This window comes from Brevundimonas sp. GW821-FHT10E09 (assembly GCF_058809375.1).
In genome coordinates, this window is sequence record NZ_JBXASO010000013.1 from 18,519 (window position 1) to 33,532 (window position 15,014).

The 15,014-nt window shown below is 67.5% G+C and carries 12 protein-coding genes; 8 read left to right on the top strand and 4 right to left on the bottom strand.

All coding sequences use genetic code 11. The features are described from left to right. Positions 1 to 127: 127 nt before the first annotated feature. The gene (locus AC1RSI_RS12845; protein ID WP_154726080.1) at positions 128 to 2,038 is read right to left on the bottom strand and encodes a response regulator; all 1,911 of its coding nucleotides are present in this window, start codon (positions 2,036 to 2,038) and stop codon (positions 128 to 130) included. Positions 2,039 to 2,252: 214 nt separating this feature from the next. On the opposite strand from AC1RSI_RS12845, the gene AC1RSI_RS12850 reads away from it, so the two are divergent. From AC1RSI_RS12850 to AC1RSI_RS12885, 8 genes are read left to right on the top strand one after another with little or no spacing between them, the layout of a single operon-like run. Next, positions 2,253 to 2,549, top strand: coding sequence for an STAS domain-containing protein (locus AC1RSI_RS12850; RefSeq protein WP_197019696.1), 297 nt, complete (start codon positions 2,253 to 2,255; stop codon positions 2,547 to 2,549). Next, entirely contained in the window at positions 2,546 to 2,914 is a 369-nt protein-coding gene (locus AC1RSI_RS12855) for a response regulator (protein ID WP_008263549.1), read from the top strand. Before AC1RSI_RS12850 ends, AC1RSI_RS12855 begins: the two co-directional genes overlap by 4 nt. Continuing rightward, positions 2,911 to 4,935: a chemotaxis protein CheA gene (locus AC1RSI_RS12860; protein WP_154726078.1), complete on the top strand. Its 2,025-nt coding sequence runs from the start codon at positions 2,911 to 2,913 to the stop codon at positions 4,933 to 4,935. Before AC1RSI_RS12855 ends, AC1RSI_RS12860 begins: the two co-directional genes overlap by 4 nt. Beyond that, positions 4,932 to 5,453, top strand: coding sequence for a chemotaxis protein CheW (locus AC1RSI_RS12865; protein ID WP_008258745.1), 522 nt, complete (start codon positions 4,932 to 4,934; stop codon positions 5,451 to 5,453). The genes AC1RSI_RS12860 and AC1RSI_RS12865 overlap by 4 nt, the downstream gene beginning before the upstream one ends. A 22-nt stretch (positions 5,454 to 5,475) precedes the next feature. After that, positions 5,476 to 7,299, top strand: a complete 1,824-nt coding sequence (locus AC1RSI_RS12870) for a methyl-accepting chemotaxis protein (RefSeq protein ID WP_008261353.1) — start codon at positions 5,476 to 5,478, stop codon at positions 7,297 to 7,299. Further along, positions 7,299 to 7,808 carry a chemotaxis protein CheW gene (locus AC1RSI_RS12875; protein WP_154726077.1) on the top strand — a complete coding sequence of 170 codons (510 nt, stop codon included), beginning with the start codon at positions 7,299 to 7,301 and terminating at the stop codon, positions 7,806 to 7,808. Before AC1RSI_RS12870 ends, AC1RSI_RS12875 begins: the two co-directional genes overlap by 1 nt. A gap of 34 nt (positions 7,809 to 7,842) precedes the next feature. Then, positions 7,843 to 8,697 (top strand): CheR family methyltransferase, encoded by an 855-nt coding sequence (locus tag AC1RSI_RS12880; RefSeq protein WP_035308071.1) that lies wholly within the window; start codon positions 7,843 to 7,845, stop codon positions 8,695 to 8,697. 4 nt (positions 8,698 to 8,701) lie between these two features. Continuing rightward, the gene (locus tag AC1RSI_RS12885; RefSeq protein ID WP_008262249.1) at positions 8,702 to 9,778 is read left to right on the top strand and encodes a protein-glutamate methylesterase/protein-glutamine glutaminase; all 1,077 of its coding nucleotides are present in this window, start codon (positions 8,702 to 8,704) and stop codon (positions 9,776 to 9,778) included. 73 nt (positions 9,779 to 9,851) lie between these two features. Here AC1RSI_RS12885 and AC1RSI_RS12890 read toward each other — a convergent pair whose 3' ends face one another. The 3 genes from AC1RSI_RS12890 to AC1RSI_RS12900 form a co-directional block, all read right to left on the bottom strand. Continuing rightward, complete coding sequence (locus AC1RSI_RS12890) at positions 9,852 to 11,645, bottom strand: hypothetical protein (RefSeq protein WP_008259388.1); 1,794 nt, start codon at positions 11,643 to 11,645, stop codon at positions 9,852 to 9,854. Between the two features lie 96 nt (positions 11,646 to 11,741). Further along, a complete protein-coding gene (gene pdeM / locus AC1RSI_RS12895; RefSeq protein WP_154726076.1) occupies positions 11,742 to 12,494 on the bottom strand; it encodes a ligase-associated DNA damage response endonuclease PdeM in 753 nt (250 codons plus the stop codon). Beyond that, the gene (locus AC1RSI_RS12900; RefSeq protein ID WP_154726075.1) at positions 12,491 to 14,995 is read right to left on the bottom strand and encodes a ligase-associated DNA damage response DEXH box helicase; all 2,505 of its coding nucleotides are present in this window, start codon (positions 14,993 to 14,995) and stop codon (positions 12,491 to 12,493) included. Before AC1RSI_RS12900 ends, pdeM begins: the two co-directional genes overlap by 4 nt. Positions 14,996 to 15,014 lie beyond the last annotated feature (19 nt).

Genomic DNA, 15,014 nt, shown 5'->3' on the forward strand with positions numbered 1-15,014 from the left:
TGGTGACCATATGGTGACCAATCGTCGCTGAGATTTCCTAAGGTCTTAGAAAAATCAGCTTTATCAATAGGATAGAACGAGAGTTCGCGGCATCGAATATCCTGTACTGGGACATCGAGCTCGAACCCTAGGCGTTCGCGTGACGGCCCAGGGGCGTGCGGGCCGGGGCGTCCGCCAGCAGGGCCTGGATCTCGTTGAAAAGCAGGGCGAGGGTGAAGGGTTTGCCGAGGTGGCGGTCGGCGCCCGCCAGCCGCGCCGCTTCGACATGTTCGGGCTGGGTGTTGGCGGTCAGCATGATGACCGGGACGTGGCCCCGGCCCGCCGCGCGTTCCGCGTCGCGAATGCGGGCGACCGCCGTGATTCCGTCCATGCGGGGCATCTGGATGTCCATCAGGATGACGTCGAAGGTTTCGCGTCCGGCGGCTTCCACAGCCTCCACGCCGTCTTCGGCCGTCGTGACGTCCGCAACCGACTCCAGCATCATTTCGACGATCCGGCGATTGGTCGGATGGTCGTCCGCGACCAGGACGCGCAACCGGTCAACCGGGTCGGTCGTGACTTCGTCCGTGGTTTGAACCGGCGCGGTGGACAGGGGCAGATCCAGCCAGAAGACCGACCCCCCGTCTTCACGCGGCGCGGCGTCGAGGATCCCGCCGAGCGCTCGCACGGCTTTCCGCGCCAAGGCGAGACCCAGGCCCATGCCGCCGTATTCGCGGGTCAGGGCGTCGTCCTGTTGCCGGAACGCGGCGAACATGGCCGCCTTCAGGGCGGGATCGAAACCGACGCCCGTGTCCACGCAGGCGAAGCGAACACCCCCGTTCTGGCATGGATCGACGGTCAGGCGGATTTCGCCCCGGTGGGTGAACTTGACCGCATTGTTCAGCAAGGGCGTCAGCACCCGCTCTATGCCCGCCGGATCGCCGACGAAGGCTGCGGGAAGAGCGGGGGCGATCTCGACGACGAACGCCAGGCCCTTGGCCCTTGCGGCCTCGCGCGCGGGGCGGACGACCCGCTCGATCAGGTCGCCAAGGACGAAGGTCTCGACCTCCGGCGGCCCCTCTATCCCGTCCAGGCGAGCGACGGCCAGCAGTTGCTGCAACTGATCCTGCAGCACGGCGGCCGAGGCGCGGATCATCTCGGTGACTTCCTGGATGTCCGGCGCGGTCGAGCGGGCGGCGAGAAGGTCGACCCCGGCGATGACGCCGTTCAGGGGGGTGCGAATCTCGTGGCTGATGTTGGTGACGAAGGCGCTGCGGGCGCGGTTGGCCTGTTCGGCCTGTTCCAGCGCCTGATAGAGGGCGTCGGCGTCACGCTGTTTCTGGGTGATGTCCTCGGTCAGGCCGATCAGATGGCGCACGCCTTCGTCGTCATAGGTCGCGAGCTTGGTGGCGGCCAGATAGCGGAACCCGGCCTCAGCGTGATCCTCGTACACCGTCGACTGGGAGCCCATGCCCGGCACGGCGTCCGCCGCCCATTCAGCGAAGGCGGCGGGCAGGACGTCGGAGGCCCGCAGTCCCGTCAGCCCCTCGAACCGACCGAACAGTTTTTCCGCCGCGCGGTTGGCCAGGATGTAGCGGCCCGTCCGGGCGTCCTTGACGGTCAGGGCCAGGGGCAGGACCTCGATGACGGTGTTCAGGAAGGCGGCGGTCTCGGTCTCCTGGGTGACGTCCTCGGCCTTGACCAGAAGGCGCACGATCCGCCCGGCGTCGTCGCGCACGGCGCTGACCGTCGTATCCAGATAGACCGCCGACGATTGTTCAGTGGTGAATCGCGTGCGGAAGGAGAAGGCCCGACCCGCCTGTGCTTCCTGGACGCCGCGATCAATGGAAAAGCGGCAGTCGACCGGCCAGGCGTCGCGCCAGGCCATGGTATGGGGCGCTGGAGGTTCCGGCTGGAAACGCCGCGCCGCACGGCTGACATGGACGATCCGTCCCCGTGTATTCAGCAGCCATATATAGGCGGACGAAGCATCCGCGATCTGGCCGTGAAAGACGTCGCCCTCATAGTCAGTTGCGTCATCTGCGCCGACGTCGATCAATTCGGATGCCCTTGTTCAGCGGTGCTGCTGAGGGGCCCGTCTTAATTCCCGAAGGTGAAATCGAAGTGAACGACACAGCCTCGCGTTGCTTACGGCCAAGCTAGGTAGATTCACGTACCATAGTTTTGAAGCGGGTTTAACGCCGATCGTCAACCATGAGCCTCAGTTGCATGGCTGTGCGTCATGCTTGTGGGGACGGGGTATGACGAAACGTGTGCTGATCGACGCGGCCCTTGTGGTCAAGAACGTCGTCGTTCTTCGCCAATCGATTCTCGACGCCTTCGAGGAGGGCGACACCATCAGTCTCGACCTTGCCGATGAGCAGCCCGTCGATCTTTGCGGATTGCAGCTGATCGAGTCTGCGCGGCGCCAGGCCCGGGCGGTCGGCAAGACCCTGGTCCTGGAACGTCCGGCGACGGAATTTCGGCCAGCGCTCGATGCGGCCGGCTTCCTGACGGACGCCACGGCTGACGATCTCCAGTTCTGGCTTCACCAAGGACCCGCCCAATGACCGCTTCTATCCTCACGGTCGATGACTCGCCCAGTATCCGCGTCGCGCTGAAGATCGCGCTGACCAACGCCGGCTATTCGGTAGCCGAAGCGGTCAATGGCGCCGAGGGCATTGAAAAGGCCAAGGCCAGCGCCTTCGACCTGATCATCACCGATCTGAACATGCCCGTCATGGACGGCCTGACCATGATCGAGGAGATGCGCCGGATGCCCGATCAGATGGGCGTGCCGATCGTCTTCCTGACCACGGAATCCGACGAAGGATTCAAGGCGCGGGCCAAGGCCGCAGGCGCCACCGGATGGCTGACCAAGCCCTTCGATCCCGATCAACTGGTGCGTGTGGCCAAGAAGGTGCTGGGACGATGAGCGACGAAGCCATCGCCGTTTTCCAGGTTGAGGCGAGAGAGAACCTGGAGTTGATCGAACAGGGCCTGCTCGATCTGCTGGACCGACCCGAGGATCGCGATCTGGTGGACGCCGTGTTCCGGGGGCTTCACACCCTGAAGGGATCGGGGTCCATGTTCGGCTTCGACGCCCTGGCCGGTTTCACCCACCACTGCGAGACCGCCTTCGACCGCGTCCGCAAGGGCGAGGTGGCGGCCACGACCGACCTGGTCTCGGCCGTTCTGGCGGCGCGGGATCATATGCGCCGCCTGATGGAGGATCCGACGGGTGATCACGGCGCGGCGGGCGATGTCCTGCTGGCCGACCTGGAACGGGCTGTGCGCGAAGCGGACGGGAATGCGCCCGTCGCCGCCGCCCCCGTCCAGACGGCCTGGCGCATCCGGTTCGATCTGCCGTCCCACGCCTTCAAGAACGGCACCAATCCACTGGCGCTGCTGGCCGAGCTTCGCGACCTGGGCGAGGCGCGCGTCGTGGCCGACGTCTCGCGCGTGCCGTCGCTGAGCCAGATCGAGCCGACCGACCACTATCTGGCCTGGGACGTGACCTTGACCACCGATCAGGGCCGGGGGGCGATCGAGGATGTCTTCATCTTCGTGATGGACGAGATGAACCTGTCAATCGAGCCCCTGGACGCGTCCAATGCGGACGCGGTCGTTGCGGACCAGACCGGTCCGGCTGAGGTCGTCGCCGAGGGTCCTTCGATCCTGCCCCAGGCCGCCGCACCGGCTCAGGTCGCCGCACCGGTCCAGTCTTCCGCCCCCACCGCTCCGGACGCCGCCGAGGCCGGCGTCGCCAAGACGGCCAAGCCGAGCGAGAGCGTGCGGGTGCCGGCCGATCGCCTGGACGAACTGATGGACCGCGTGGGAGAGCTGGTCATCGCCCAGTCGCGCCTGAGCCAGATCGCCAATTCCGGCGTCGACACAGCCCTGCGCGCCGTCTCGGAAGAGATCGAACGCCTGTCGGGCGAGCTGCGCGACACCATGATGGTGCTGCGCATGGTGCCGGTGGCGACCCTGTTCGGCCGCTTCCGCCGCCTGGTCCACGACCTGGCCCGCGAGACCGGCAAGGTCATCGAACTGTCGACCGACGGCGAGACGACCGAGATCGACAAGACCGTCATCGAACGCCTGGCCGACCCGCTGGTCCACCTGATCCGCAACGCCGCCGACCACGGACTGGAGACCGCCGAGGATCGCGCGGCCGCCGGCAAGCCGGCCACCGGCCGCATCCGCCTGTCGGCCCATCAGTCGGGCGGCGAGGTGGTCATCACCATCCGCGACGACGGTCGAGGCATCGACCGCGACCGCGTCCGCGCCAAGGCGGAGGCGCAGGGCCTGATCGAGCCCGGCGCCGCACTCAGCGACCACGACCTGCTGCAGATGATCTTCCATCCCGGCTTCTCGACGGCGGCGGCGGTGACCAATCTGTCCGGCCGCGGCGTCGGCATGGACGTGGTCAAACGCACCATCGAGGCGCTGCGCGGCTCCATCGACATCGCCAGCCGGCCTGGCGAGGGGTCGGAGGTGTCGCTGCGGATCCCGCTGACCCTGGCCATCATCGACGGCCTGCTGGTCCGCGTCGGTCAGGGCCGCTACGTGATCCCGCTGGGCGCCGTCGAGGAATGCCTGGAACTGTCGCTGGACGAGGATCTGCGCTCGCGCGGCCGCAGCTTCATCTCGCTGCGGAACAGCCTGGTGCCCTATCTGCGCCTGCGCGAGATGTTCGAGACCGGCACCCCGCCCGAACTGCACCAGAAGGTCGTGGTCGTTTCGACCGGGACCGAGCGGATCGGCCTGGTGGTCGATCAGATCATCGGCGACCACCAGACGGTGATCAAGTCGATGTCCAAACTCCATTCCGGCCTGCCGACCTTCTCGGGCGCCACAATCCTGGGCGACGGCGGCGTGGCCCTGATCCTGGACGTCGGCCACCTGGTCGCCAAGGGCCAGCAGCAGGAGGCGCAGATGCGCGAAGCCATATGAGCACCCAGGCCGAAATCACCACCGCGCCCGGTTGGACCGGCGCCGAACAGGTCGAGGTCCTGACCTTCGAACTGAATGGCGAGCTGTTCGCCCTTCACGCCGTCGGCGTGCAGGAAATCATGGACCTGGCGCCCGAGACCGTGGTGCCCGGCGCCGGCGCCTTCGCCGGGGCGGTCATCAACTTCCGCGGCAAGGTCATTCCCTTGTCCGACCTGCGCGTGGCCTTCGGGCTGGAGCGGGGGGCCGCCACCATCGACAGCCGGATCGTGGTCATCGAGATCGAACTGGCCGGCGAACCGACCCTGGTCGGCCTTCGCACCGACAAGGTCCACGAAGTCACCACCCTGGCCCGCGCCGACTCGGAGGCGCCGCCCAGCGTCGGCATGCGCTGGCGGCCCGAGTTCATCCAATGCCTGGTCAAGCGCGGCGGCGAGTTCATCGTCGTTCCCGACCTCCAGGCCATCTTCAATCAACAGCAGGACGCCCGCCAGCCGGTCGCGTCCGCCACCCGTCATTGACCGGCTATCGGGGAGATCAGCCATGCGTTTCACCATCAAGGCCAAACTAGCCGTAGCCTTCGGCTTTCTCATTCTCGCTTTGGCGGGAGTCGCCGGATACGGCATCTTCAGCCTGGGCGTCGCCAAGGACGCCATGGATGAGGTGGTTGAAGGGGCTGTCGTCCGCCTCGACAAGATGCACCAGCTCAACAGCTACGCCTTGATGGTCGTGCGCGCGCAGAAGAATGTGGTTCTGGCGCGGACACCCGAAGAAATGCAGCGTCAGATCGAAGCTGGCGATGAGGCGCGCGCGAAATATCAGGAGATTTTCGACGATATGCACGGGTCGGCCTCTGAGGCGACACGGGCCCTGTGGGCGGACATAAAGGCCAAGACAGAGGCGTTCGATCGGACTGACGACAAGGTTCGCGCCCTCGCCGCTGCGGGTGACACCGCTGCTGCGGCCGCCTATTCGGGTGGCGAAGGCCGCGAGGCTGCGGTGGCGCTGACCGAGAAGCTGTATGAGGGCGTCCAACTCAACCGCGATCGCGCTGATGCGGCCCAGGCGGATGCGGACAAGGACTATCAGAACACCCGCACCCTTCTGATCACCCTGTCAATCTTGGCGATCGCCTTGGCCGTTTCAGCCGCCCTGTGGATCGCCCTGGGCATCAGCGCCGGCCTGAACCGCCTGATGACCGTGGCCGACGCCGTCGCCATCGGCGACCTGGACGAGCGGGTCGAGATCAAGTCGAACGACGAGATCAAGGACCTGGTCAACGCCTTCAACAGACTGACGGACAATCTGAAGACCACCGCCACCATGGCGGATGAGATCGCCAACGGCGACCTGACGGTCCAGCCCAAGCCGCTGTCGGACAAGGACACGCTGGGTCTTTCGCTGCAGTCCATGGTGGAACGCCTGCGCGGCGTGGTCGGCGACGCCCTGTCGGCCGCCGACAACGTCTCGTCGGGCAGCCAGGAGCTGTCTGCCACGTCGGAACAGATGAGCCAGGGTGCGACCGAACAGGCGGCCGCCGCCGAACAGGCCTCGGCCTCGATGGAAGAGATGGCCGCCAACATCAAGCAGAACGCCGACAACGCGGCCCAGACCGAGAAGATCTCGCGTCAGTCGTCCAAGGACGCCGAGGCCAGCGGCGAGGCGGTCAATCGGGCGGTGGACGCCATGCGCACCATCGCCGACAAGATCGGCATCGTGCAGGAGATCGCGCGTCAGACCGATCTGCTGGCCCTGAACGCGGCGGTCGAGGCCGCCCGCGCCGGGGAACACGGCAAGGGCTTCGCCGTCGTCGCCTCGGAAGTGCGCAAACTGGCCGAACGCAGCCAGACGGCCGCCGCCGAAATCGGCGCCGTGTCGGGCGACACCGTCAAGGCGGCCCAGGAAGCCGGCGAAATGCTGCAACGCCTGGTGCCGGATATCCGCAAGACCGCCGAACTGGTGTCCGAGATCAGCGCCGCCTGCCGCGAGCAGGACGTCGGCGCCAGCCAGATCAACGAGGCCATCCAGCAGCTGGACAAGGTGACCCAGCAGAACGCCGGCGCGTCCGAGCAGATGTCGGCCACCTCCGAGGAGCTGGCGGCCCAGGCCGAGGAACTGCAGACCTCGATCGCCTTCTTCCGCACCGACACGACCGGCGGCCGCAGCGGCGGCCGCGCTCCGGCCCGGGCTCCGGCCCGCGTCTCGAGCTTCAAGGCCCCGGCCAAGCCGGCGGCCCGCCCGACGCCCAAGGCTGCGCCGTCCAAGCCCGCCGTCCACGCCCAGCAGGCCCGCGCCAAGGGCTTCGCCCTGGACCTGGCGACCGGCGGCGCGGACGACGAGGACATGGACTTCCGGGAGAGCGCCTGATGTCCGAAACCGCCAAGGGGCAAGGCGCCTCTGAGGGGCAATATGTGACCTTCGGCCTGGGCGACGAACTCTTCGCCGCCCCGGTCGGCCTGGTGCGGGAGATCCTGACCTATCAGGTGCCCTCGCGCATTCCCAACAGTCCGGACTATCTTCTGGGCCTGACGGACGTGCGGGGGCAGGGGGTTCCCACGGCGGATCTTCGGATCCGCCTGGGCATGGCGCCGACCGAGCCGACGCTGAACACCCGCATCCTGGTGCTGGACATTCCGCTGGAGGACCGGGTGCTCAGCCTGGGCCTGGTGGCGGACCGGGTGTTCGAGGTGGCGGTCTTCAGCGCCGACCAGATCGAGCCGTCGCCCGACATCGGGATCAAGTGGCGCTCGGACTATATCTCGGGCGTGGTGCGGCGCGAGGACGGCTTCGTGGTCCTGATCGACCTGCCCCGACTGCTGTCCAGCACCGACACCGTCTCTCTGGCGTCCTTCCCCGACGTCGATCGCGCGGCCTGACGGTCGCCGCCGGTTTCTCAGAAAGAGCATCGCCTTGTCCCACGCCGCGCTGGAACAGTCCTCGCCTCCCGTCGATCAGATCAGCGCCCGCAATTTCGAGCGGATGGCGGCCTATATCTACGACTACAGCGGCATCAAGATGCCGTCGTCCAAGCGGACCATGCTGGAGGGGCGGCTGCGCCGCCGTCTGCGCAGCACGGGCCACGCGACCTTCGACGACTATTGCGACAATCTGTTCAAGGAGGACGGGCTCGAGGCCGAGTCCGTCTTCCTGATCGACGCGGTGACGACCAACAAGACCGACTTCTTCCGCGAACCCCGCCATTTCGACTATATGACGTCCCACGTGCTGCCCGAGTTCAAGGCGGCCGGGATGCGGCGGATCCGGGCCTGGAGCGCCGCCTGTTCGATGGGCGCCGAGCCCTACACCATGGCCATGGTCATGCAGAAATTCGCCGATGAACAGGGCGGCCCCGACTATCAGATCCTGGGCACGGACCTGTCCACCGATGTGCTGGAAACCGCGCTGCGCGGCGTCTATCCGAACGAGATGCTGACCCCGGTCCCCGCCGAAATGCGGCGCTGGGTCATGACCGCACGCGACAGCGGACGGCGCGAGGGCCGCATCCATCCGTCGCTGCGGGCGAAACTGTCGCTGGCGCGAGTCAATCTGATGGATGAGACCTATTCGGTCGGCGATCCGTTCGATATGATCATGTGTCGTAACGTTATGATCTATTTCGATAAACAGACTCAGGCCAAGGTTCTGAAACGGCTGTGCGACCGGCTGAAGCGCGGCGGCTATCTGTTTATCGGCCATTCCGAGAGCATCACCGGCATCGAACTGCCTCTGGTGACTGTCGCCAACACCATTTTCCGAAAGACCTGATCCCATGCCCAAGGTCCGCGTTCTGGTCATCGACGACTCGGCCAGTGTGCGCCAGACTCTGGTCGACGTCCTGTCCGCCGACCCCGGCATCGAGGTCATGGGCGTGGCCTCCGACCCCTTCGTCGCCGCGCGTCGCATCGCCGAGGACGTGCCCGACGTCATCACCCTGGACGTCGAGATGCCGCGCATGGACGGCATCACCTTCCTGCGCAAGCTGATGGCCCAGCGGCCGATCCCGGTCGTCATGTGCTCGTCCCTGACCGAGGCCGGATCCGAGACTCTGATGCAGGCGCTGGAGGCCGGCGCGGTCGACATCATACTGAAGCCGCGCATCGGGGCGGCGGACCATCTGGCCGAGAGCGCGGATCGCATCCGCGATGTGGTCAAGGCTGCGGCGCGCGCCCGGCTGGGCGCAAGGCGAACGACGACGCGAACGCTGGATCCGGGAACCAAGCTGACGGCTGACGCCATGCTGCCGCCCCCGACCGGGGCCGCCATGGCGCGCACGACGGAGATGGTGGCCTGTCTGGGCGCCTCGACAGGCGGGACCGAGGCGCTGCGCGAGGTGTTGCAGGCGCTGCCGGCCAATGCGCCCGGCATCGTCATCGTCCAGCACATGCCGGCGGGCTTCACCGCCGCCTTCGCCAAACGGCTCAACAGCCTGTGCGAGGTCGAGGTCAAGGAGGCCCAGAACGGCGATCCGGTCCTGCGCGGCCACGTCCTGATCGCGCCGGGCGACAAGCACATGCTGCTTGAACGCCACGGCGCCCGCTATCAGGTGGCGATCAAGGACGGGCCGCCCGTGTCGCGCCACCGCCCCTCCGTCGACGTCCTGTTCCGTTCCGCCGCTCGGGCGGCCGGACGCAACGCCATGGGCGTGATCATGACCGGCATGGGCGATGACGGCGCACGCGGCCTGCTGGAGCTCAAGGAGGCCGGGGCCGTCACCGTGGCGCAGGACGAGGCGACCTCGATCGTCTTCGGCATGCCCAAGGAAGCCATTGCACGCGGCGCCGCCCAGAAGGTCACGGCGCTGGAGCATATCGCCCGCGAGATCATGAACGTCGATCGGTCTCGCTGACGGCGGCCCGGCGGCCCCACAGACAGGCGGACGGAGCGAGGCCTGCGCCTATCGCGCCCGACCGCCGCCCGGATCAGAACAGAAGGTCGTCGAATTCGTCCTCGGCGGCGGCCGTTTCACCGGCTGTTTCCGTCGTCGTCGCCTCGTCGGTCTTGTCGGTCTCGGTAAAGACCGCATGGGCCGCGTGGACCGTCCGCTCGCGCGCCATGGTGTAGCAGCGCCCGATCTCGGTCATGGCGGCGTCCACCACTCCGGCGATATCGGTCAGGTCCTCGACCACTGGTCCGGCGGCCTCGGCCAGGGCGATGGCGGCGGTGTGCAGGGCGTCGCCCAGGTCTTCCTTCAGGCCCAGCTGGTCGGCGGCCAGGGCCAGCGACCGGGCCGTGGCCTCGCCATGGGCGCCCAGACCGACCAGATCGTTCTCGACCACGTCGGCGGCGCGGCGCAACTGGCTCTGCACCCCGTTCAGGCGTCCGGCGTCCACGTGCGCGTCGCCGGGTTGGGTGGTCTCCATCCCGTTGGCCAGGCCGGCCAGGGCGGTCAGGGAACCCAGGGTCTGATCGGCGGCGTCTTCCAGATGGCTGGCGTGGCTGCTCAGCTCGATGGCGATGACGCTCAGGGGCTTGCCGATTTCCCCCAGACGATTGCAGCGCAGGCTGCTGTTGATCGCCATCTGCTGGATGTCGCGTTTGACCTTCTGGATGGCGTCCACCCGTCGGGCCAGGGCCTCGACCGCCGAGACGGTCTCGCCGCTGATGCGCTGGGCGTTGGTCATGGCCGCTGTGACGTCATCGATCAACAGACCGGCCCGACCCAGACTGATCTCGAGGTCGCGCAGGTCGCCCCCGCCGTCGGACAGGCCGTGAATGACCATGATCTGTTTGGTGTCCTGGGCCATGCCGGACAGGCTGTGGACGACCTTGGCCGCTTCGGCCTCGAAATCGGTGGCGATGTCCGCCATCTGGTCGGCGACCATGTGCAGCAGGCGGCGTTCGGCCCGGTCGCGCGCCTCGGGCGACAGGTCCGCCTCGCGAACCGTGCGGGCCGCGACCTGGATGCCCAGCTGGACGTGTTCGATCCGCTGGCGGGTGATGTCCCCGATCTGCAGGGCCATCAGGGCCTTGCCGACCTTCATCTGGATGTCGCGCGCGATGGCGGCGACCGAGGCGGCGACCTCGGCGATGCGGGCGTGGTTCACGCGGAGCGTCTCGGCGTCGAGCGCCAGCTTGTCCGGCACCGCCGGAATCAGCTCCTTGTACTTGCCGCCCAGCCCCTCTTCGAAGGTCAGTGCGCCGTCCAGTTGGCGTGCGAGCCGCGTAAGCTCCTCGGCCAGCTGGTCCAGTTGCGACACGCCGAAGTCCAACTGTTCACACATCCGCTCGGCGAAGCCGGCGAACTCGTCTGCGGCCCGGATGGTCGCGCCGGCCGTGATCTTCACGTTCAGGGCGAAGGCGCGCAGATAGCGCAGCGTGGTGCGCATCACGTCTATATCGGCTTCCAGCAGGGCGCCGGCGGTCTTCAACTGATCCAGATCCGCCACCCGCCGTTTCTGCGTAAGGGGCAGGGCGTTCAGGCTTTCCGCCGTCGACAGCAACTCGTTGCTGGTGTGCGAGACCGATTCGACGTTCAGCGTCAGACCCAGCCGGTCGAGGGCCTCGATCAGCCGGCCGACCATTTCGAGTGATCCGGCCAGGCGTTCGCCCGCGTCGGAAAAACGGCTCTCGACCAGGGCGCGCGCCGCCTCGAGCTGATCCGTGACGTCAGAAGCGACGACGGGCGCGAAGAAGGGGGGGGCGGAATCAACGCCTGAATCGACGACGGCGTCGGCGGTCGCTGCGGGATCGAAATGCTGCGCTTGCGCCTGCATGCTGGGTCTCATTCTGAGAGTCATGAACCCAGGTTACGCGGCACAGGAAAACCGACCGTAAACGCCGACTCGAATTTCTGCGCTGGGCGGAAGAGATCAGGGCAGGCGATCCCAGGCGATGGCGTGAACCTTGTCGCGGCCCAGGACGGCCGTCAGGGGCTCTGTGGCAAACAGGCCGGCGATGACGGGGTCGCGCACGTTCAGCCCGCCGGTGAAGGCGCCGAAAGCGGGCAGGATCAGGCGCGATCCGTCGGTGACGAAACAGGGACGACGCACGCCGCGGCCGTAGGCGACGACGCGGGCGGCGGGGTGCAGGTGGCCGGCGACCTCGCCCTGGCGGTCGTCCCCCGGCGTTCGGGGCTCCGGCTCGTGGGTCAGGCGCAGGGCGCCCAGGGCCATGTCGCCCACGACCCGGCCGGGCAGGGACGCCTCGGTCCGGGCGTCGTCGGCCAGGGCCTTGTGGTCGTGATTGCCTTCCAGCCACAGCCAGTTTCGGCCGCCCGCCAACCGGTCCAGCCGCGCCCGGTCCTCATCCGCCATCCGTCCGATGGCCCGGGCGTCATGGAAGCTGTCGCCCAACAACACGACAAGGCCGGGGTCGAGGTCGGCGATCTCGGTCTCCAGCCGGTCCAGGGTGGCGCGGCTGTCGTAAGGCGGCAGCATCTGGCCGCGCGCGGCGAAGGCCGAACCCTTCTCCAGGTGCAGGTCAGCGGCGATCAGGGCGCGATGGGCCGGGAGCCACAGGGCGCCCGAACAGCGCAGCACGCAGGTCTCGCCCGCGATCTGAACGCGCAACGAACCGCAGGGCTTGCGCGCGGGGGACAGGGTCTGGCGCAGGGCGGCGTTCATGGCGCGTCCTCGTCCATGACTTCGGCGATCAGATGTTCGGCGCTCTCATCCAGGATCATTTCGGCCGCGTCGCCGCCCACCCGCTCGCGCCCGATCTGGACCAGAACCGGCACGCAGAAGGGGGAGGGACGGGTCAGGGGCTGATGTCGGATACGGCCCTCGATCCGCGCCAGCATCTGACCCAGCCGCGCCACGTCCAGCAGGCCGGAAGCCGCGTCGGCGCGGGCGGTCTTCAGCAGCAGATGGTCGGGCTGGTGGCGGCGCAGCACGTCGTAGATCAGGTCGGTGGAGAAGGTGACCTGACGCCCGGTCTTTTCGGCGCCGGGCTGGCGGCGCTCGATCAGGCCCGAGATCAGGGCGCAATTGCGGAAGGAGCGTTTCATCATGAAGCTTTCCTCCAGCCAGGCTTCCAGGTCGTCGCCCAGCATGTCGGATTGGAACAGGGCGTCCAGATCGATCTGGTCCATCGGCTTGATGGACCAGATGGCCAGAGAATAGTCGGTGACGACGAAGCCCAGGGGGCCGACGCCCAGCCGGTCCAGCCGTCGCGTCAACAGCATGCAAAGCGTGGTGTGGGCCAGATTGCCCTCGAACGGATAGGCGACCAGGAAATGCCGACTGCCGCGTGGGAAGGTCTCGACCAGCATGGATTCGGCGTCGGGAATGGCCGAGCGTTCGGCTTGAAGCGCCAGCCATTCCTGCACGTCGGGCGGCAGGACACGCCAGTGATCCGGGTCCTGCACCATGGTCCGCACCCGGTCGGCCAGGGAGGTGGACAGGGGGAATTTGGACCCGCCCCAGGAGGGGATCTTCGGTTCCTTGTCATTGGCGTGGGTGACCAGGGCGTCGGTCCCGACGATGCCCTGAAACGCCCAGACCTGGCCGGCGAACAGGAAGGTGTCGCCGGGCGTCAGCTGTTCGAAATACCATTCCTCGGCCTCGCCCACCTTGCGGCCCGGGACCAACTGGCGCGAGGCCCCGCCGCGACGGCCCGCCACGCGCACGTTCAGGGTTCCCGCCGAGACGATGGCGCCGACATTCATCCGGTGGCGCTGGGCGATATCCTTGGTGCGGGCCTTCCAGCGGCCGTCCGGGGTGCGGACGATACGGGCGAACCGATCATAGGTGCGCAGCGCGTATCCGCCGGTGGCGACGAAATCGACCACCTCCTCGAACTGCTCCCACGCCAGGTCGCGATAGGGGCCGCAGCCGGTGATTTCGTCATACAGGGGCTGGATGTCGAAGGCCTCGGAACAGGCGACGCCCATGACGTGCTGGGCCAGCGCATCCAGGGTGCCGATATGGATCGGCTCCCAGTCGAAGGCGTTGTCGGCCACCGCTTCGCGGGCCGCCTGGCATTCCAGCATCTCGAACCGGCTGGCGGGCACCAGAAGGGCGCGCGACGGCTCGTCCAGCCGGTGGTTGGCGCGGCCGATCCGCTGGACCAGACGGCTGGAGCCCTTGGGCGCCGCCATCTGGATGACCAGATCGACGTCGCCCCAGTCAATGCCGAGGTCGAGGGTGGATGTGCAGACCACGGCCCTGAGGTCGCCGCGCGCCATGGCCGCCTCGATCTTGCGCCTCTGTTCGGCCGCGAGCGAGCCGTGGTGCAGGCCGATGGGCAGATTGTCGTCGTTGATCGCCCACAACTGCTGGAAGACGAACTCCGACTGCCAGCGGGTGTTGACGAAGATCAGGGCCAGGCCCGCGCGCTGGATGGCGGCGTAGACTTCCGGGATGGCGTGCTGGCCCGTGTGGCCCGCCCAGGGGACCTTGCCCTCGGAGATCAGCACGTCGATGACGGCGGGTGCGCCGGGGTCGCCACGAACCAGGGCCACATCCTGCACGGCGGGGGAGGGGCTGAGCCACCCCCGGATCAGATCCGGATCTTCGATCGTCGCGCTCAGGCCGACCCGCCGCATGCCCGGCGCAAACTGTTGTAACCGCCCCAGTCCCAGCGACAGCAGATCGCCCCGTTTGCCGCTCCAGATGGCGTGGACCTCGTCCAGAACGACGCATTTCAGGTCGGCGAAATAGGACCGGGCGCCCTCCCAGGCGCAGAACAGGGCCAGCTGCTCGGGCGTGGTCAGCAGGATGTCGGGCGGGAAGTCGCGCTGACGCTGGCGTTTGGACTGTTTGGTGTCGCCGGTGCGGGTCTCGACGTGGATGTTCAGTCCGATCTCGCGGATCGGGGTCGTCAGATTGCGCTCGACGTCGGTGGTCAGGGCCTTCAGCGGCGACAGATAAAGGGTGTGGACGCCGGACCCCGGCCCGTGCTGCGGCCTTGGCCCCCGTTCGGCGAGCTCGATCAGGCTGGGCAGGAAGCCGGCCAAGGTCTTGCCCCCGCCGGTCGGCGCGACCAGCAGGGCGTGCCGGCCGGACTGACCTGCTGCGACCATTTCCAGCTGATGACGCCGGGGCGACCAGCCGCGCCCGGCGAACCAGTCGGCGAACAGCGGCGGAAGCGTTGCGGGAACGGCGGCGGTCGTCACGAACGGCATATAGCATGTTCCCGTTCCG

What these genes read in the sequence shown, in the direction of transcription:
- AC1RSI_RS12860 (WP_154726078.1), top strand. Translation starts at nt 2,911, where the DNA reads ATGAGCGACGAAGCCATCGCCGTTTTCCAGGTTGAGGCGAGAGAGAAC.
- AC1RSI_RS12885 (WP_008262249.1), top strand. Translation starts at nt 8,702, where the DNA reads ATGCCCAAGGTCCGCGTTCTGGTCATCGACGACTCGGCCAGTGTGCGC.
- AC1RSI_RS12875 (WP_154726077.1), top strand. Translation starts at nt 7,299, where the DNA reads ATGTCCGAAACCGCCAAGGGGCAAGGCGCCTCTGAGGGGCAATATGTG.
- AC1RSI_RS12900 (WP_154726075.1), bottom strand. Translation starts at nt 14,995, where the DNA reads ATGCCGTTCGTGACGACCGCCGCCGTTCCCGCAACGCTTCCGCCGCTG.
- pdeM (WP_154726076.1), bottom strand. Translation starts at nt 12,494, where the DNA reads ATGAACGCCGCCCTGCGCCAGACCCTGTCCCCCGCGCGCAAGCCCTGC.
- AC1RSI_RS12870 (WP_008261353.1), top strand. Translation starts at nt 5,476, where the DNA reads ATGCGTTTCACCATCAAGGCCAAACTAGCCGTAGCCTTCGGCTTTCTC.
- AC1RSI_RS12855 (WP_008263549.1), top strand. Translation starts at nt 2,546, where the DNA reads ATGACCGCTTCTATCCTCACGGTCGATGACTCGCCCAGTATCCGCGTC.
- AC1RSI_RS12865 (WP_008258745.1), top strand. Translation starts at nt 4,932, where the DNA reads ATGAGCACCCAGGCCGAAATCACCACCGCGCCCGGTTGGACCGGCGCC.
- AC1RSI_RS12890 (WP_008259388.1), bottom strand. Translation starts at nt 11,645, where the DNA reads ATGCAGGCGCAAGCGCAGCATTTCGATCCCGCAGCGACCGCCGACGCC.